At 46.4% G+C, this 19,233-nt stretch carries 12 protein-coding genes; 9 read left to right on the top strand and 3 right to left on the bottom strand.

All coding sequences use genetic code 11. The annotated features are described in order from the left end of the window. Positions 1-11: 11 nt before the first annotated feature. Positions 12-605 carry a DedA family protein gene (locus AC1VYS_RS21350; RefSeq protein ID WP_123062763.1) on the bottom strand — a complete coding sequence of 198 codons (594 nt, stop codon included), beginning with the start codon at positions 603-605 and terminating at the stop codon, positions 12-14. 388 nt (positions 606-993) lie between these two features. Here AC1VYS_RS21350 and AC1VYS_RS21345 point away from each other — a divergent pair, with 388 nt between their 5' ends. The 3 genes from AC1VYS_RS21345 (at position 994) to AC1VYS_RS21335 (ending at position 7,406) form a co-directional block, all read left to right on the top strand. Beyond that, positions 994-4,245 carry a GNAT family N-acetyltransferase gene (locus AC1VYS_RS21345; RefSeq protein ID WP_482911372.1) on the top strand — a complete coding sequence of 1,084 codons (3,252 nt, stop codon included), beginning with the start codon at positions 994-996 and terminating at the stop codon, positions 4,243-4,245. After that, positions 4,232-5,107 carry an amidohydrolase family protein gene (locus AC1VYS_RS21340; protein ID WP_482911371.1) on the top strand — a complete coding sequence of 292 codons (876 nt, stop codon included), beginning with the start codon at positions 4,232-4,234 and terminating at the stop codon, positions 5,105-5,107. Before AC1VYS_RS21345 ends, AC1VYS_RS21340 begins: the two co-directional genes overlap by 14 nt. Positions 5,108-5,345: 238 nt before the next feature. Further along, a complete protein-coding gene (locus tag AC1VYS_RS21335) occupies positions 5,346-7,406 on the top strand; it encodes a methyl-accepting chemotaxis protein (protein WP_482911370.1) in 2,061 nt (686 codons plus the stop codon). Positions 7,407-7,638: 232 nt separating this feature from the next. Here the strand turns inward: AC1VYS_RS21335 and AC1VYS_RS21330 are convergent, their stop codons facing one another. Next, complete coding sequence (locus tag AC1VYS_RS21330) at positions 7,639-8,703, bottom strand: hypothetical protein (protein WP_482911369.1); 1,065 nt, start codon at positions 8,701-8,703, stop codon at positions 7,639-7,641. 197 nt (positions 8,704-8,900) lie between these two features. On the opposite strand from AC1VYS_RS21330, the gene AC1VYS_RS21325 reads away from it, so the two are divergent. Both AC1VYS_RS21325 and AC1VYS_RS21320 read left to right on the top strand, forming a co-directional pair. Further along, complete coding sequence (locus AC1VYS_RS21325) at positions 8,901-10,460, top strand: class I adenylate-forming enzyme family protein (protein WP_482911368.1); 1,560 nt, start codon at positions 8,901-8,903, stop codon at positions 10,458-10,460. 132 nt (positions 10,461-10,592) lie between these two features. Then, positions 10,593-11,063 (top strand): hypothetical protein, encoded by a 471-nt coding sequence (locus AC1VYS_RS21320; RefSeq protein ID WP_482911367.1) that lies wholly within the window; start codon positions 10,593-10,595, stop codon positions 11,061-11,063. Between the two features lie 276 nt (positions 11,064-11,339). Here AC1VYS_RS21320 and AC1VYS_RS21315 read toward each other — a convergent pair whose 3' ends face one another. Then, a complete protein-coding gene (locus AC1VYS_RS21315; protein WP_482911366.1) occupies positions 11,340-11,702 on the bottom strand; it encodes an iron-sulfur cluster biosynthesis family protein in 363 nt (120 codons plus the stop codon). 110 nt (positions 11,703-11,812) lie between these two features. On the opposite strand from AC1VYS_RS21315, the gene AC1VYS_RS21310 reads away from it, so the two are divergent. The 4 genes from AC1VYS_RS21310 to AC1VYS_RS21295 all read left to right on the top strand — a co-directional run bounded on the left by AC1VYS_RS21310 (position 11,813) and on the right by AC1VYS_RS21295 (position 18,792). Further along, positions 11,813-12,685 (top strand): metallophosphoesterase family protein, encoded by an 873-nt coding sequence (locus AC1VYS_RS21310; RefSeq protein ID WP_482911365.1) that lies wholly within the window; start codon positions 11,813-11,815, stop codon positions 12,683-12,685. 91 nt (positions 12,686-12,776) lie between these two features. Beyond that, positions 12,777-13,805, top strand: a complete 1,029-nt coding sequence (locus AC1VYS_RS21305; protein ID WP_482911364.1) for a LacI family DNA-binding transcriptional regulator — start codon at positions 12,777-12,779, stop codon at positions 13,803-13,805. A 224-nt stretch (positions 13,806-14,029) separates the two neighbouring features. Continuing rightward, a complete protein-coding gene (locus tag AC1VYS_RS21300; protein ID WP_482911363.1) occupies positions 14,030-15,526 on the top strand; it encodes a glycoside hydrolase family 30 protein in 1,497 nt (498 codons plus the stop codon). Positions 15,527-15,819: 293 nt separating this feature from the next. After that, the gene (locus AC1VYS_RS21295) at positions 15,820-18,792 is read left to right on the top strand and encodes a beta-galactosidase (protein ID WP_482911362.1); all 2,973 of its coding nucleotides are present in this window, start codon (positions 15,820-15,822) and stop codon (positions 18,790-18,792) included. Positions 18,793-19,233: the final 441 nt, after the last annotated feature.

The raw sequence follows: 19,233 nt of genomic DNA, 5'->3' as shown, positions 1-19,233 counted from the left end.
CATTCACTTGTCTAAGCCGGTCTTTTTTTCCAACGTTTCAACAGCATGTATAGTCCAAACCCAATCAGGAAGATCATGCCTGCCGGGATGACATACGGTTTAACAACCTCGCCGACTTCTTCCCATTGTGCACCCAGTTTGTAACCGAGGTAAACGTAGATGGATGTGATCGGAAGCATGGCTAGAAAGGTAAAGATACTGAATTTGAATACGTTCATTTTCGCCATACCGCAAGGGATGGAGATGACGGTTCGAATACCGGGCACAAAGCGGCCATAGAAAGCAACCCCGCTGCCGTATTTTTCAAAAAATTTATCGGATGCTTCCACATGGTGGGGGCGAATGAGGAAGTATTTTCCGTATTTCTCCACCATCGGTCTGCCGCCGTAACGTCCGAGTGCATATAATGTTAACGGGCCAAATGTGCCACCAACGGTTCCTGCCAGAATAGCTAACCATAGTTTCATATCTCCGAGATATACCCAATAACCCGCCATGGGAAGAACAAGTTCAGCAGGGACAAATTCAAAGGACAAGGCAATAACCAGTCCTGCGTAGGACAAATCCTTAAAGAACAGTATAAATTGCGTGATCCACTCCGTCATGCTTTCCCTCCACGAATCTATCTATTTTTGATATAAGTAGACATCTCTCTCTTCAGAGTACCAAGGGCGAATAGCGCTTGTCAAAACTCACAGGCAAAGACCATTTATCCTTTCACCACCGCATATGTTAGCCTATACATAAGCCTGAGACAGCCCCTAGTTAGATACGAACAATCGCGGTCTAAGGTTTCTTATTTACTTATAATCGTTCTGGAGCCAATATGAATCTAGGTGACGAAGATGCTCTGAAAATGTTTCCAAATATAGTATGATAAGACTATCGCTAGATTTGCCACACAGAGCCTGAATTAGTTCTGAAGCGATCAGACGAAGGCTAGTATAGTGTTCAAGAAGACCATCCTATACATATAGAGAAGGAGAACCGAACATGAGTGTACAATCACAAAGGATCATCGATCAGATTCGTATTGTTGAATACAATGCTTCTTATGCGGCTAGCTTGGCAGATATGTGGAACCAAAGTAATGAGAGCTGGGGAGGCGGCACAAGGCAGCGGACCGAGGAAGCGATTCGTCAGGAGATGGAGAACTCCTCCAATCTGCATGTTTTTCTGGCGGTTCATGATGAAGAGGTCGTCGGTTTTTGCAGCTTTGCCCACTATCGTTTTGATGAGAATGCACTATATGTCCCGCTGCTCAATGTACGCCCCGACTACCACGGTTACAAGATTGGCCGTAATTTGATCTTAAAGGCAGTGGAGAAAACGGTGGAGGCCGGATGGCCGCGTCTGGACCTGTTCACGTGGGCAGGCAATACAAAGGCGGTTCCGATGTACAAGAAATGTGGTTTCTTTTGGGAGAAAAAAGACGATAGCGTGCATCTGATGAACTTTATCCCGACCGTATTGCGGACTGAGGCGCTAACACCTTACTTTGAAACATTAGATTGGTACGCTGACAGCACCCGTGAACTGGTGATCGAGCCGGATGGACGGCAGGAGCGAGGGTTCGATTTCTTCGATTATACGTGGCAAAAGGGAGACCTCTCCCTGCGGGCCTCTTTTGAAAAAACAGGCCGCGGGCTGGCCGCTCTCGAAACGCCGGATTACAGCATCCACACCGAAGTAGACCACCATGATCTGGTATTTGGTTCGAGTTATCCCGTGCGTTATCATATCCAAAATAAATCCGACTCCCATCTTGAGTTTAAGATTGAAGGACAGGACGACAAAAATATCCGTTTTGCTATGGATGTTGTGCGAACGTTGCAACCAGGCGAAACCATCACGGTAGAGGGAGAGTTTTACCTCGATCCGGTGACCGAAGAACAAAACAAGAATAAAACGCATCCGGTCATTAGCAGTACTTGGCTTATTTGCGGCAAGAAAGCTCAGTTCCGTCTTGGCGTTCATCCTAAATTCCCGGCGAAGATTACGCCGGTTCTCCCCGTGAAGGAACTCTATCCGGGTATTCCGGCAGAGCTAATCCTGAACGTGGAAAACAATGTGGATGCGGAAACCGAATTTGTTATGGAACTGCCAGCAGACGATTTTCTAGAGTGGACAGAGCGCAAACTGCGCTTCACAGTACCTGCGAAGGGCAAACGCTCGGTGTCCGTTCCGTTTACACTTCATTCATATGGCATCTATGCACAGGATGTGGAGGTTACCGCTATTCCAGCGGGGGAATCAGCGATTTTTTTTACAAGAAAACTCTCAGTGCTGATGAAGGGCATTGAAGGAAGATATGGCGGTGAGGCGAACGGCCAGTGGATTGCGGTGAACGGGGCCTATTCCCTTCATATGAACAAACATGATAACGTCATGTGGATCGAATACCCTGGGTCGCGTCACTCCTTCTGGTGGAATTATCCGAAGCTGGGGAAACCGTACTCGGAGGAGTTGTCCCTGAAAGAAGCCAAAGAAGTACGGATTGTTGCTGATGGAACGTATCAGGTTATGGAAGCGGCCTATGAATTGGAAAATTTCCCGGGATTACTGCTGAAGACGGTTGCCAAACTGTCCGCTAACGGAATCGCTACGTTCTCCCATGAGGTTGTGAATACACGTGATACAGCATGGGAAGAAGAACTGTTCCTGATGGATCACTTCGGTTTCTTCGGCAATCGGCTCATTCTGCCCTATCAGGGTCGTTTTGTAGATATGGGGGATGATTATGCCGGGGATCCAAACCATTGGGATACGGGACAGATTACGGAGAACTGGCTATTTTGCAAGGAAGAGTACGGAGCGTGCGGCATCTACTGGGACCCTTCACTGAAGCTGATCAAGCCCGAATATACGCTGGCATTACAGCATGAGCTTGGACGTTTGGAGGCCGGAGCTTCGGTAGCCACGAAGGAAACAGTATTTGCGCTTAACACATTTGCCAAGTGGACGGATTTCCGCGCATTCGCCCGTAAACAACCTAATGGAGTTATTCCGATGCTGGACAGTCATCTGGATGTGACGTTGAATGATGGCAATCCATTTGCTGCGGACGTACTACAGGCTGAATTGGTTGAGCGTAAGCTTGTTCCACTTTCAGGTACATTGGAGCTACACGTACAGCAGGGTAAGGAACCCAAGATTAAAGCTCGTGCGATTGAGTTCGATGCGACGGAGCAGTTGAACTCGGATAAGCTGGAGTTTTCGCCTGAGGAAACGGTAGTGGGAGCGCCGAAGGCAACGACAGCGGACCGCCTTGACCCGCAAGGGTCTGACACCCCCGACAGTACCAACCCATATGAGCAACTGAATATATGGAAAGTACGGGGCGTGTATCGTGGAGAAGATCGGATTCAGGAACGAATCTCTCTTTGGTTCCCGCAGACACGGTCTGAAGTGCTACAACGGATTGAAAAGGGAGTAGACGGTTCAGAGACGTTATATACCGTCAACAATGGTGTGTTATCTATTACGGCTGATCCGGCATTTGCTGGTGTTATACACTCGCTGAAAGTTCAGGGAGAAGAGTGGCTGGACAGCTCATATCCAGAACCTGCCGCTCGTTCGTGGTGGAATCCTTGGTATGGCGGAATGACTGTAGATATTCCAGGGATGAACGGATTTAGCCGTCAATTGGAACAAACGAGTATATCGTGGTCGGAGCAGAAGGATCAATTCGGCAATGTGTGGAAAGGTTTGAAGGTGACCACCCGCATCGAGAAACATGAAGCGAACCGGGGAATAACGGTTCAACAGCATGTTCTGATGTTACCTGGGGTTCCTGTACTCTGTACCTTGCTCGCTGTGACCAATAAGTCTGGACTGACACGAGCGAATTATGCTCTTACAGAAGGTCGTTTCTTTAAACCTTCGGATGTGTATACAGAAGGTTGGGTGGAACAACCGGGTCAAGATCGTTTTCCGCTCGGCAAAGTAGACATTGGCCTGCCTTTAAAAGATATTTTTCGGACAGGCTCGCTCTCACGTCAAAACATGCTACACGCGGTGAATCGTTACCCGAACCAGAATGCTTGGGCGTTTGCGAACAATCTGGTAACAGGACATCATGTAACACATGAGCTCACGATACAAGATGGCGAAATCGTCTGGACGGAGCCAACGTATCTTGTTCTGGGGCCGATCCCGCTCCATACGGCGGATGTGCATGAACTGTTGAAGCTAAACTTTGTAACATCAACAAGCGAAGAGGAGGCTTCCGATGCCCATCATTGATATTCACATCCATCTATCCGATATCGACAGCTTTCACCGTACCGCAATTGACCTGTCCAAAGTAGACTACAGCGCGGCAGGTCTCAAGGCAGAATTTGACCGAAATGATGTCCTTCTTGGCATCGGTATGGGGGTGAGCGAGCAAACGAAGGGGGCTTTCCCGGATTCCAGTTCCCCTAACCCGATGGGACTGGATCTGGAAGAACAGGTTCCATCGTTTCTGATGGAATGTGTAGGCATTAACCCTAACCGACTGGACGGCAAACAAGCTCAAGACGAGCTGGACCGGATCGAAGCCAGATTGCAATCGCCCGAAGTTGCAGGAATCAAGCTATATGCCGGATACTATCATCACTATGTGTATGACAAAATCTATACCCCGGTCTATGAGCTGGCGGCAAAATATAATCTGCCTGTGGTCATCCATACCGGGGACACCTATTCGATGAACGGGCTGCTCAAATATTCGCATCCGTTAACGGTGGACGAGCTTGCCTTGCAACAGCGCGGCGTAAACTTCATGATATGCCATCTCGGTGATCCCTGGGTGATGGATGCGGCCGAGGTGGTGGCGAAGAATCCTAACGTGTACGCGGATTTATCTGGGCTTGTCGTGGGGGATCGCCCTCACTTTGAACGCTTTATGAACGAACCGCTGTTTATGGATCATTTCCGCCGGGCTTTGGTCTACTCGGATCATTATGAGAAAATGCTGTTCGGCACCGACTGGCCGCTTGCGCCTATTGATTTGTATGCTGAATTTGTTCGCAGACTTGTGCCAGAACAGCATCATGAGAAAGTGTTTTACGAGAACGCGTTTAGCCTGTTTCCACGTATTAGTCAGCGTATTACGAAGCCATAGCAACCCCCAAACAAGCTCTTGCCATTCTGCTGGCGGGAGCTTGTTTTTCTTTTCGATAGAGAGATCACTGTTCCTTGAACTCACCACCATTCATTCCAATTTGTAATAAATTTAGATCATTACAATTTTTTTTGTGCAAATGCTACTTACACTGTCAGATTATTGGCTCCATGCCGATATTAAAATATCAAACTTTATATGGGTTCATACAAAATCAGGATGAATGGTGGAGGTATTCATGTTTTTTGCAAAAGCAGGACAGCGCCTAAGGAATATGTCTTTTCGGGTCAAATTACCATTAATGATCAGTCTTCTCGTGTGTATCGTACTGACCGTAACGGCTGTGCTGTGTTATAAGGTAGCCGAAGGCATTACACAAAAAAAGAGTAAAGATGAAATTCATGCCAATTCGGATCGAATTGGAGCAGGGCTGTTCACCTCCCTGCAGTTATCTAAGCAAGCCGCATTTCTAATGACGAAACATAAGGACTTTGAACAATTGCTGGCGATTCGGAGTGCGAATCAAGGGCAGGAAGATAGTTCCTTTTTCGAGGAAAATCAGACTTTAATCAATGAATCCAATGATATATTAGCTCAAAGTTTAGAAGGTATAGAGGGCGCCGTTGTGCTTATGCTTATCGATACGAACGGCACAGTAGTCGCAGCAAATGACCCGAAGGCCTTGGGTGGAGATCGAGCCGATCGAGCCTATTTCAAGGAAGCCATTCAAGGACGTCAGGTCATTAGTGAAGGTATCATTTCCAAAACGTTGGGTACACTTGGCACAGTCTTTGCCTCCCCGATGTATGATGAGAATCAGCAAGTAAACGGGGTTCTTATTGCTACGATATCCACTTCATTTTTCGTGAACCAATTGCAGAACGTTAAGATTAACGATGAAGGTAAAGTAATTGTTCTGGATCGGGTGGGTAAGGTGATGTATCACTCGGCAGATGCGGATATGGCAGGGAAACCGCTAGAAACCGGGGAATACAAGTCTCTTGTGGATTTGGCTCCAAGTGATAAATTACAACAGGGCGAGGTAAGCACAGACGAGAAAGTGGTGTTTTATTCCAAAATTCCACAATCGGATTGGACCATTATTGTTGAGGATTCTTATATAGACGTCAATCAACCATTAACAAGCATGGCGAATAAAATGTACATCGTGCTATTCAGTTCCATTGCCTTTTCAATCATTGTAGGGATTCTTCTCTCACGCGTGATGACCAGACCAGTCGCGTCCATTACTACGTTGTTTAAACAGCTTGCTGGTGGAGATTTGACGGTACAGGCGAAGGAGAAATACAGTGGGGAGTTCGGCGAACTAGCGGATAGCTTTAACACGATGGCTGAAGGAAACAGACAACTGATTGCCAGTATGAACGCTTCTATTGGTGTTTTGAATAAAAGTACAGCGGAACTGGATCAGTCTGCACAGCAGACATCTACATCGATTACCGATACCACAGCCACTGCACTTGAAATATCCCGGGCGATGGAGTCGCAGGCTAACGATACTGAGTCGATCGTGGATCAATTTATGAACGTGGGTAGCAAAATTGTAAATGTAAACGAGATGTCCCAGTCTGTCATGGCTAAAGCGGATGAAATTACGGATGCATTCCGAGATAATCATGAAGTGATTGATGCCCTTATCGCCGTTAATGATCGGAACGAAGCAGAGGTGCATAACATCTCCAAGATAACCGTTCAACTCGCAGAGAGCTCATCCGGTATTCAGCAGATCACAAGTACCATTGCCGAGATTGCAAATCAGACCAAACTTCTTGCACTAAATGCTTCCATTGAGGCGGCGCGAGCAGGGGAACAGGGCCGAGGATTTGCCGTGGTGGCCTCCGAAATACGCAAGCTGGCAGAACAGACAACTTCGCAATCCGAAGATATTCATCGCATCGTTATGCAGACGATTGAACATGTGGAGCAGAATAACCAGAGTGTACAGGCCATCGAGGCTATTGCAGAGCAGCATAAGAGCAGCGTGATGCAAACCAAGGAAACCTTTAATTTTGCAACGCGAAATATGCAAAATATGATGAATCAGGTGCAGGCGATTGCCTCCGAGATCGAATCCATCGAGCGGGATAAAGACGAAGTCCTTGGCGCTGCACAGAACTTGTCCGCTTCGGGCGAGGAAGTGTCCGCATCCATTGAAGAAGTCACCGCCACCATGGAGGAGCAGTCCGGAATGACCGAGCATTTGGCGGAGCTGGTGCAGACTATTGATGCTTTGACCAAACAGCTCGCTGAGGAATCGGCACGATTTAAAACGAGCTAGCAAGGATGGAATGAAATATACCCAACTTTAAAACTTCAATGATCTCATAAAAATCTTAGAATCTTAAAAAGCATAAAAATCATAAAAACATAAAAATCATAAAACCTCCTATCCACTATGGGGACGAACCCCTGTTTGTGAGACAGGGATCAGTCCCCATAGTGGATTGGGAGTTTTTTTATGTTGTATTGCTCACACGATAAGAATATCCATTAATATAAGGGAGATATTCTTATTTTTTGCCCAGCTCCGATACCAGTGTGAAGTTATTGATGAACCCTTCTTTTTGCAGGAAAACAGTCTCAACCTTGTCCGTTTTCATATCATAATAATAAACACCTCGCTCAGTACTTCCATTGCCTTTTTCCCCGAGAAAATAGAACCCGTTACCGCTTTTGTCCAGAAACAATTCGCTACGGGCCTTGATCGGCAGATGAAGTTCCTTTCGTTGTCCTGACTTCAGATCCACCAGACTATATCCGATGGGCAATTTGTTAATGTATTTCGCAGTTGCGATGAGAAGCTGGTTTCCTCTGGCGGATAAAGTGAGAATCTGTTCGTCTTTGAGTTTGATGATTGCACGAGTTTGCTTGGACACGGGATCAATTTCGATAACAGTATGACTTGGTGGGACCATCGGTTTTTGGGTTTGATTTGACTTTTCCATCTGCTCGTATTGTTCTTCCTCAGAGTATTGGATGGCGTATGCTTTTTCTGTTTCTGGATCATAGGCGATGTCCCATGTGGTTGTATCTGAATCTTGCTCATTCAATATCGAAATTTCATGTGTGTCTTTATCCAGAAACATGACTTTGACCGGACGTTCTCCTTTTTGCACAGCAGCCATCATTAAGGTATTTCCAGTAACATTCGGGATGATCGCATTAATTGCAAATAAATTAGAGCTTAATTGCTGCACTTGCCGTGTTTTCATATCATAAGCGAATAATTCGTCCCCCTTATTTTGGCCTTCTCCCGAATAATAGGTGGTGTCCTCGGCCAAAGAAACCACGGTCAAAGGATATTGAGAGTTATATGGCAAGTCAGACATTTTGTTGAGAGCTTTGGACTGTAAGTCGTATGTATACACATTCATTTTCATTCCATCCGTGGAATCTGCCCCATTGACGTATTCAGTGTTAGTAATCGAAAGGTATTCGTGAGTCTGCGTTTCCCCAGGCTTAATTGCTGGTGGAGGGACTTTAGTGCTGCTTTCACCGCTACTGCATCCTGAACTAAACATGACTGAGATTATGAGTACGAAAATAGCTTGGTACAGGGTATGACGTTTTCTCATCGGTAGTCCTCTTTTCTTTGGTCGTACAGATGTTTAGGAAGCTTGTAAATTAAACGTTGCAAGTCGGAGAATGGTTTGGTTATCTATCAAAAACTCATAATTTCTAGATGTTTTGCATGAAATGTGATATCTTCAATTTATTCCAAATTATTCTTGTCGGATTAAAAGGATATTATATAAATCTTTGGGGGTAAACGATGTTTTTATCTGAGCGATTACCATTAGCAGCAAGCCTGTATCCAGAGGAGGCAGCATTATTACATCAAGGTCACACGGTGAGTTATAGCGAGCTTAATGAACTTGTCGAGAAGATGAGCAATGCATTTTATGCAGAAGGGCTCCGTGCAGGGGATCGTTTTGCCTTATTAGGTGACCCGAATCCTAAACTTGTGGTCGCATTATATGCGGCGGTTGCTATTGGAGCTATACCACTCGTGCCTTCTCCATTGTTAACCGTTTCTGAACTGACCGCCATACTGCAAAATGCAGAGCCGTACATGATTATTCATGATGAACATCATCTCGAAAAAGTTAAATCCTTAATCGATCTTCTGGAGTATGGTCCACAATGGTTCTCAACGCATGAGGAAAATACTACGACCAGATCGCTGCCAAGACTTTTGGAGAGGGACTTCGCAACTCGTCCCACAGAAGTTGTTAATCAAAGTGTCGAAGATACAGCAGTATTGATTTATACAGGGGGCACGACAGGACGGCCTAAAGGGGTGATGCATTCGCACCGGGGAATGGCTGCCTGGAACCAACTCACACCATCCGCCGGCTTTGGTCATGATATCGGGCGCAGGGTACTTGTGCTCAATCTGTCACATCTGGTTGGACAGTTTCAATTGTGGGCAACGATGGCAGCCGGGGGATGTCTGGTGTTTCTGGACGAATATCCCGGGTCGGTACACCGTATTATTGAAGCGGTTGAACGAAACCGGATTACACACCTCAGTACGGTAGGACAGCTGCTTCGCGACCTTACTTATGAGGTATCTGTTACAGGTAAATCTCTGAGAAGTTTAAAAGTGATAGGGTGCGGAGGGTCGATCATATCCCCTGACACGCTTCGGAATGCAGTGTCCCAATTCCCCGAAGCAGTTATTGTGAACAACTACTCACAAGCAGAATGCGGGATGTCGATAAGCCGTCTTTTTCCTTCAAGTCATCTAGGAAATACTCACCGGCTCCGCTCCGTAGGCCGTCCCCTCGACTTGGCTTCTCAGGGTGAACAAGCTTTTGACGTTCGAATTATACATACAGATGGTAGAGATGCAAAGGTTGGCGAATCGGGTGAGATTGTAGTTCGAGGTCCACAAACGATGAAGGGTTATTGGCGCCAGATCGAAGCCTCAATCGAGACCATGACTGAAGGCTGGATACGAACCGGAGATGTGGGATGTCTGGATGAAGAAGGCTATTTATATGTCATGGATCGGCTGAAGGATATGGTTATTGTGAACGGCTCCAATGTGTTCTGCGCTGAAGTGGAACAGGTCATTATGAGCCATGAGGCAGTCATTGATGCGGCAGTTATTGGAGAGAGGCTTCGAGATGAAGGAGAAAGCGTGGTTGCGTTTGTCGTTTTACAGGAAGGTCGAAGTTTGGATCTGGCTCAGTTAAGAGCGTTTTGCAAGTTACATCTTGCCCGTTACAAATGCCCAGCACAATTGCATATTATAAAGAAATTGCCCCGGACCTCGGTAGATAAGGTGGATAAAAAGCAGCTGAACCATTATCTTGCTGTTCAATAATCTGTACGTATCAGATAAAAAATCATTCCAAAGAAACTACGGTATATTTTATATGGATATTGAAACAATTCCTTAATTTGTTACGTCAGTATAGGGAGTTTATGTAAAAATGAGATAGAAGGTGGAAATGTTGTGAGAAAAAGAAGTGAATTATTCATCTCCTGCATGTTATGTCTCTTACTTATTCCCCCAGTTGCTTCGGCTAAAGCAGCACAATTGAAGGGGCATGTGCCCCAAACCTTCAAAACAGAGAAAAATACTTCAACCAGAGATACATTTAAAAAACATAAAGTAGATGATGCTAGTACTAAGAAATGTATTGTTATTCTGGAGCCACTCCAAATACTCATTGATGAATACAAACGTAACAAAGAAAAAGAGTCAATTGAAGTAAGCATTATGCTCAAATATGACTTGAATATCTCTAAGAATGACTTTTTAAAAACAAAATTTTCTGATTACAAGGATTCAATCACAGATCAGACAGGATTTGGAGGCTATAGTTTTTTCGCCAAAATGACCATTTCAGAAATCGAGAAAGTGAGTACATGGGAGGAAATCTCCACCATCTCGATTCCATCGGATAAGGTATCTATTTATTGATTCATTAGTTAATTGAAAGAACCTTAATTTCGCGTGTTTTATACAAACCAAGCGAATTAAGGTTTTTATTTTTCCTCAAACAATTAAATATCTACTTGTTCTTCAGTGAGCCACATAAACTTATAGATAGATTGCTGAGAAACTGTTCCAATAAGGTTAAAAGTAAGCCGCTGAAGTAGACGCAGTTCTAATCTCGAAAGGGAACAAGGAAAACCATCTTTCATAACAAAAGCCGATCCAACCTCTATGGATCGGCTTTTGCAATTGGCAAATTTTTCATCCTACAATCCAATCCGCAGATTCAGACGTTACGTTGGTCACATCCCGCAGATCATGCACCTTTACGTTGCTTCCGTAAATCATCGAATCACTGCTCAGACGGAAGGAAGGGAAATTATTTTCGGATTGCAGTCGTAAATAGGGTTCAAAGTAAATTTGTTGCTGTTTATTAATCACAAACGGAAGCGAACCCGCCTCAATAGGTACATCATCGCTATCCCGCTCATTTAAAATTAGCAATACCGTAATACCATCACAGCCGCAACCATCGGTATCATAAAACAACTTGAAAAAGCCCGGCTGGTCGCCCAGTTGTTCAACCAGTCTTGCTTCTGCCTGCGGACTCACTTGAATGATCATGGCGTCGTCACACTCCTTTGTTTCCCAATGAATTCGCTTACAATTTAATATATGGACCACAATTGCCGATTAGAAGGTAAAATAATATATAAGGAAAGGGGAGATACGATGTGAAAATACGGCTACTTCATGATGAACCCATTGAACAATATGCATATTTGAATGCGATCCCCGGTGGCGAGGTCATTCAAGCTCAGCTTCCGATCTATCATGGTTCATTAGATGGCTTGCCAGAAGGAATCGATGCACTGATTGTCGCTTCAGATTTGCAGGGAATTGTACCTGTAACGGAGAAGAAGTCTGGTGCTGCATCTGACATGGAGTCTGTGGACAAGCTTTTGGGTGAGATGTTGCCTGCCTATATTCGTCTACTGATGGAGGTGGAATGGCCTGAGCTCGATCCGCAGAAGACGGGTGTGCTGTTATGTGGAGATATGTATGCCCTGCGCGGGAAAAGGGGAGCGACTGGCAATCCGGTTCCCGTCTGGCTTGCCTTCAAGGCAGCCTTCGGCTGGGTTGCCGGCGTCCACGGCAACCACGATGTAACCGATGATGCAGACGCTCATCGGTTACACCGCAGCGAGGGCATCCATTGCATGGATGGCCCAGCTGCGATCATTAGCGCTGGCCGCCCATCGGGTGGCCTTGCGCCCCACGCCGCCAAGGCGCGTCAGCTGCGTATCGCGGGCCTTGGCGGCATCATCGGCAGGCCGGACAAGCCGAACCGGCTGCCGGCAGAGCCGTACCTGCAATCCGTGCGCAAGCTGCTGAAGCAGCAGCCGGATTGCTTGCTCTTGCACCAAAGCCCGGGCATCGCCGAGCTTGGGCTCAGGGGTGAACCGCTCATCCGGCAGGCCTTGGAGGCCGGGCCGGAGACGCTGGTGTTCAGCGGGCATACCCATTGGGATACGCCGCTGGTTCAACTGAACAACGGCACACAAGTGGTGAATGCCGACAGCAAGCTGTTTATTTTCACACGCTAGGACGCTTGTGGAATGAAATGCATTTCATTCGTGATATCTTATCTGGTATGATAAGCAGGTAAATAGAGAAAAAAAGGAAGGTTCCCCCCCTATGACATCGATCACCATATATGATATTGCGAAAGAAGCAAACGTATCTGTATCGACCGTCTCTCGGGTGCTGAATGATACGGCTCCGGTTCGTGCCAGCACGCGAGAGAAGATAATGTCGATTATCGAGAAACATCAGTTTCAACCCAATGCACAGGCACGCAGTCTGATTAAGAAAGAGACGGGCACCATCGCCATCATCTTGCCGGATATCACGAACCCCTTTTTCCCCGAGGTGTTTTGGGGGGCAGAGAATGAGGCCCGGGGACTTGGTTACACGTTCTTTTTGTGCAACACAGCAGGAGACTATACTCGTGAGTCTGAATATCTCTCTATTTTGCGGGAGAAACGGGTGGATGGGATTATCTTTCTCGGCGGACGTATCAACTTACAGGTCTGTCCGGATAACATGGCACAGGAATTGATGGATATGAGCAGGCATATGCCTATTGTGCTAGTGAACGGTAACATTGCCAAGAGTGGGCTTCACCGGGTATATACGGATGAGGGAGCTGGAGCAGCTATGGCTGCAGAGCATCTGCTTGAGCTGGGGCATCGGGAGATCGCTTTTGTCGGGGGAATGAAGGAGTTATCTACCACGATGGTCAAGGTTAAAGCGGTACAGAAGAAACTGCGTGAACATGGAATTGAGATCCCGAAAGAACGCCAGTTATTAGGTGGTTTCTCCATCGACGACGGCAAGCGGGAGATGTCCAAACTTCTGGAGCAGGACAATCCACCAACGGCAGTGATCTGTGTCAACGACAATAATGCGATCGGTGCGATTAAATCGACCATTGAGTATGGCTTGTCCATCCCGAAAGATATTTCCATCATCGGTTTTGATGACACACCTCTTGCAAGTGCCGTAATCCCTGAGTTGACAACGATATCCCAGAATACGTATCAACTGGGCAAACAAGCCGTAGATGTGCTGCATGAGCTCATTAACCAAGGGAAACCGAAGAAACAAAATGTATTGGAACCTAGACTGATTATCCGCCAGAGTACAGGACCTGCCGCCCGGTAGTAGGTCTGTATCTCAAAAAAAGAAAGCGTTGACATTTCCTTGAAGTGTGAAATATAATGAGGGCGTAAATGGGACCCTTTTCCTCATGTGGAACGGGTTTTAGTTTTCCTCTTAATGAAACCGATTTCATGAAATGGGTTTCAAAATTAAACGCGTTAACGGCGTATTCAAATGATCAACATCATATTAGATGATCAAATGCATCATGAAGGAAGGAAACGACGATGGCGGATCGTGAGCAGCATTCCAGAGGCAGACGAGTTTTTTTATTTGCAGGTACAGCCTTGCTTGCCTTGGTAGCCGTAGGAGGAGTTGCTATCAATCATTATATGAATCCATCCCCAAAGGTACTTGTATTTCAGGAAGATCCGGTGCATCTGAAGCTGGAACAGTCATACGATCATTTTGAAGGCTGGGGTACGTCACTGGCTTGGTGGGCTAATGATCTAGGGGGCTGGGAGAACCAAAGCAAGGTTGATGAGGTTATGGATTTGATATTTGATCCAGCCAAAGGCTTAGGGCTTAACATCGTTCGTTACAATATTGGTGGTGAGGAAAACCCGGAGATGAATGCACTTCGTCCAGGCGGCGATGTACCTGGTTTCCAGCCTGAGCCGGGAAAATGGGACTGGGAAGCGGATGCAGGTCAGCGTTCCGTACTACAGGGTGCGATCAAACGCGGGGTCAGCATCGCCGAGGCATTCTCCAACTCCCCTCCGTATTGGATGACGATTAGCGGTTCGGTCACTGGCGCTGAGGATGGCGGTAACAATCTGCGTGAGGATCAGTATGATGCGTTTGCTGACTATTTGACCGAAGTGGTGAAGCATTATCGGGATACATGGGGCATTACGTTTCGCTCCCTTAATCCGCTCAATGAACCTTCTGCCAACTGGTGGAAGAAAGGTAATCAGCAGGAGGGAAGTCATTTCAGTACCGAGAAACAGGCTGAAATGATTAAGAAGACAGCTGCTTCCCTCCAAAGTAAAGGGCTGGATGGCACGGTAATCAGTGCCGCGGATGATAACAGCATCGATGAGACCGTATTTAATTTCAGCTTGTATGACCAAGACACGATTGATGCGGTGAAGCAGATGAATACCCACTCGTATAACGGCAGCAAAATGGAAGAACTGCGGACTCTCGCCGACAAACTAGGCAAAAAGTTATGGATGTCCGAGTACGGAACGGGTGGAACTGAGCCACATAACCATGAGGATATGACCTCTGTACAGGAGCTTGCAGACCGGATCATGTTTGATCTGAAAGTTATGCAGCCTTCCGCTTGGGTATACTGGCAGGCCGTTGAGGATGAAGGAGCGAAAAACAACTGGGGCTTCATCCATGCGAATTTTAACGGTGACGAGCAATACGAGATGACTAAGCAATACTACGCTATGGCTCAGTTCACCAAGTACATTCGTCCAGGCGCGGTTATCATTCCGACGGATGAAGGCAGAACACTTGCAGCTTATGATACCAAGGCACGAAGACTTGTGCTGGTGATTCGAAATGAGCTGTCCGCAGAAAGCAAAGCGTTTGACCTGACCGGTTGGGATGTAGCAAAAACCACCTCTGCCCAAGCGTACCAGACATCACCGGATCGCAATATGGAGAAGCTGGAGGATATCCCGGTATACGCCAATGGCATTGAAGTGCCTACAGCAGATAACTCCATTACCACCGTGGTGCTTGAAGGTGTTATGCCATCTGCAGAGTAATAGCACAAAATAACAGCGATCTGCAAGTTATTCTGGCACCGGAGTGTGACGTGTGAACTTGAACGATCTGGTTTGAATGAATGATTTACACATTAACGGAGAGGGCAGAAATAACTGGAGGAAGCGGAGCGTTCACATTTATCACCGGATTTTTCCCTTAAATAAGGGAATCAAAAAAAAAATCTGGGGATAACAGCGATCTGCAAGTTATTCTGTCATCGGAGTGTTCCGTGTAAATATGTACTTCAACAGAGAGCTTTCTTTATTCATTAAAAGAGAAGGAGGGGATTGCGTTGACAGAACCAACGTCCCTTTTGTTTCAGGAACAAGAGAATAACAAGCTTGGCAGCAAGAATGATGTCCAATCGGAGCTGACGTATGATGCGCGCAGCTTTTATCTAAACGGTGAACGTATTTTTTTGAACAGTGCAACGATTCATTATTTCCGCATGCCGAAGGAGGAATGGCGTGATGTTTTAATGAAGGCTAAGCTGGCAGGCATGAATTGCATCGATACCTATTTTGCATGGAACGTACACGAACCGGAGGAGGGACAATGGTCCTTCGAAGGGGATAACGACTGCGGTGCCTTTCTTGATCTGTGCGCAGAGCTGGGCATGTGGGTCATCGCTCGACCGGGACCGTTTATTTGCGCGGAGTGGGATTTCGGCGGTTTCCCGTACTGGTTGGGTACGAAGGATGGCGTGAAATTTCGTGAAAATAACGAAACGTATCTTCATTATGTACAGCTTTACTTCGATCAGATCATGCCTGTTATTCGCAAGCGTCAGTTGTCTGCCGGAGGTACGGTGATCCTCGTCCAGGTCGAAAATGAATACGGGTATTTGATGGATGATGAGGCGGCAAGCGCACATATGACAACGCTGAGAGACGGGATACTGAAACGAGGGATAGACGTACCCCTGATTACATGTGTTGGCGGAGCGGAAGGAACGATTGAGGGAGCGAACTTCTGGTCTGGTGCAGATGGACATTATGCCAACTTACGAATGAAACAGCCAGACACACCGAAGATCGTTACTGAATTTTGGACCGGCTGGTTTGAAAACTGGGGAGGGCCTTCCGCAATCCAGAAGACCGCATCACTGCTGGACAGAAGAATCATGGAAATTCTGCAAGCCGGGTATACCGGGATCAGTTATTACATGTTCTATGGGGGAACTAATTTCGGTGGATATGGGGGCAGAACGCTGGGTGACAGCGATATTTTCATGATCACATCGTATGATTACGATGCTCCGCTGAATGAATATGGACGTGTGACGCCGAAATATGCCGTGACGAAAAATCTGTCTTATTTTGTGCGTGCATTCGGGTTACTGCTGATGGAATCGGAAGAAATTGCGTCCGAACAGATTCAGGTAAGGCATCCGAGCGGTATATCCGTGCGCGGAAGGCAGGCAGATCAAGAGAAAATCTGGTTTGTAGAAAGTCACAAGGATGAACGTGAGACAGTGAACATTACACTTGAGGAAGGCCGTACTTTGCCGGTATCGATACATCCGGGACAGATTGTTCCTATGCTGGATCGCGTGCAAATTGCTGAACAGGTGTATTTGACTGCTGGGGCTTTAATATCCGGTAATGAAATGATTAACGGAGAACTGACGTTGTTCATCACAGCTGACAGAGGACAACGCACAGTGCTTGAATTGGAAATGGGAGCAAAGCAGGCATTGGGCGCAGGAGATGTGATCCTAAAAGACAGTACGGTGCAAGTGCTGGTTGAACAGGATTTGGCGAGAAATTCATATCGTTTTGACCTGTTTCACTTTCAGGAGCCGGGAACAATGCGTGTGGAGGCCAATGGAACTACCATTCGTTTCATCATCCTGGATCGCGAAACTATGGATCGCACATGGCGAGTGGAATCGGCCGATCGCCAAAGCCTGCGTTATGCCATCGGCTTTGACGATGTAAATGTCATGGCGTCCGGGCAAGTTCAGGGAATGCTCTCTGATCCGGAGCGTACAGTGATGTTGCTAGGTGATTGGCAAGATGGCGAACAGGCAAAGACAGGACGCGAGTTCTTTAATCAAGAAGTGGCCGCACAGCCTGAATCCGCATCGATCGCAGTAAAAGATCAGCCTGCTTGGGTGATTCCTCCTGCACCGCTGGCTCCGGTGTTGTCTAAATCTCTTGAATTCTCACGTGTTACATTAACGGCCAAGCAGCGCTCTGCGAGCGGGCATCCGATGGATTTTTCCGAGTATGGTCAGGACTTTGGTTATATGCTATATGAATGTGATTTTGACAGTGCGATGGGTGGAATAGTGAATCTCGTACTGCCCAAGCTACAAGATACTGCGAGAATTATCGTGAACGGTGCCGAACAAGCGCTTGTACGTCAGGTTGGTGCAGCAGCAGTTCCAATCCAGGTAATTCAGGGACGAAATAAACTGCAGATGCTCGTACAGCACATGGGTCGACTGAACTTTTCCCCGTATCTGGGTGAACGTAAAGGTGTGGCAGGAGCGGTGTATCTTGGTGGTCAAGTACAGGATATTCGCCGCGATTGGCAGATGGAGTCAGAGACAGGTACAGGAACAGAAACAGGAACTATTCATCTGGATGAAGTGAACTCTATTCAGGGAGGAACGGTGCTCAGCCGAAGTTTTACGATGGATGGCATGGATCGGGCGGTACTTGTGGGGGCCTTGAGTAAAGGTTTGCGTATTAACGGTATTGAAATCCCGATGCCTGCTTATCAGGACTGGTTTGCGTTCCAGACACTGGATCTGTCCAGCTATGTGAAGCCTGGAGTCGTAAATACGCTGGAAATGCCATATAGTCGGTCACCGCTCAATCGACTTGAGCTGATCACTTATCTTCATCAGGGTGAGCTTCAGGATTGGCGAATGGCAGGTACAGATGCGTTGCTTCCTGTGTCATGGGAGTCATATGATCTCTCAGGTAATACACAAGGAGGGATTTCACCGGGAGCTTCATACGGTCAGCCGGTATGGTATCGCTGGCGATTTGCCAAGCCTGTCACAGATGAACACCACCAAATAAACCTGATGCTTCGGCTAACTGGTATGAGCAAGGGAACGATCCATGTGAACGGTCATCATCTGGGCCGATACTGGCAGATTGGACCGCAGGAGGACTATAAAATTCCGGTTGCATGGCTGAAGGAAGAGAATGAATTACTCATTTTTGATGAGGAAGGCAGAACACCCGAACGGGTACGATTGCTGCTGGATGAGAAATCACGATATCCGTGGGTTATGGCGGGACAATAGAAATAGTAACTAAAACAGCATATAAAAAATAGTAACTAGAACATCATATATAAAAAAATAGTAACTAAAACATCATATGGTAATATAAGTGAAACAGATTCGAAAATAGAAGTGAAATAGATGTAATAATAGAAGTAAAGAATAGAATTGAAATTTAGAAATCAATGAAGAGCCCTGCATCTAAGATGTATGAAGCAGAGCAAGCCTGAAACAACATTAATCAGTGAATGCCTTAGGCCGCAAGGATTTCCCTCATTCTTATATAACCTGGATCACAGCAGAACTTGGTAAGGATAGCTATTACTTGGTATGGACAGCTATTAATAGATATTATTTTATCACAGGGGCTTTATATGAGAATGAGGGGATTTATGCGTGATTTTCAAGAAAGAAAGTAACAATGCTTGATCTCGATTCTAGTAAAGTAAGATACCCCTTATT

It is taken from the genome of Paenibacillus sp. G34 (assembly GCF_056856875.1).
Note: the sequence above shows the minus strand (reverse complement) of the source record. Positions and strands in the feature narration are given on the sequence as shown.

Excerpts from the sequence above, each read along its gene's own strand:
- AC1VYS_RS21350 (WP_123062763.1), bottom strand. The coding sequence starts at position 605 with ATGACGGAGTGGATCACGCAATTTATACTGTTCTTTAAGGATTTGTCC.
- AC1VYS_RS21345 (WP_482911372.1), top strand. The coding sequence starts at position 994 with ATGAGTGTACAATCACAAAGGATCATCGATCAGATTCGTATTGTTGAA.
- AC1VYS_RS21340 (WP_482911371.1), top strand. The coding sequence starts at position 4,232 with ATGCCCATCATTGATATTCACATCCATCTATCCGATATCGACAGCTTT.
- AC1VYS_RS21335 (WP_482911370.1), top strand. The coding sequence starts at position 5,346 with ATGTTTTTTGCAAAAGCAGGACAGCGCCTAAGGAATATGTCTTTTCGG.
- AC1VYS_RS21330 (WP_482911369.1), bottom strand. The coding sequence starts at position 8,703 with ATGAGAAAACGTCATACCCTGTACCAAGCTATTTTCGTACTCATAATC.
- AC1VYS_RS21325 (WP_482911368.1), top strand. The coding sequence starts at position 8,901 with ATGTTTTTATCTGAGCGATTACCATTAGCAGCAAGCCTGTATCCAGAG.
- AC1VYS_RS21315 (WP_482911366.1), bottom strand. The coding sequence starts at position 11,702 with ATGATCATTCAAGTGAGTCCGCAGGCAGAAGCAAGACTGGTTGAACAA.
- AC1VYS_RS21305 (WP_482911364.1), top strand. The coding sequence starts at position 12,777 with ATGACATCGATCACCATATATGATATTGCGAAAGAAGCAAACGTATCT.
- AC1VYS_RS21300 (WP_482911363.1), top strand. The coding sequence starts at position 14,030 with ATGGCGGATCGTGAGCAGCATTCCAGAGGCAGACGAGTTTTTTTATTT.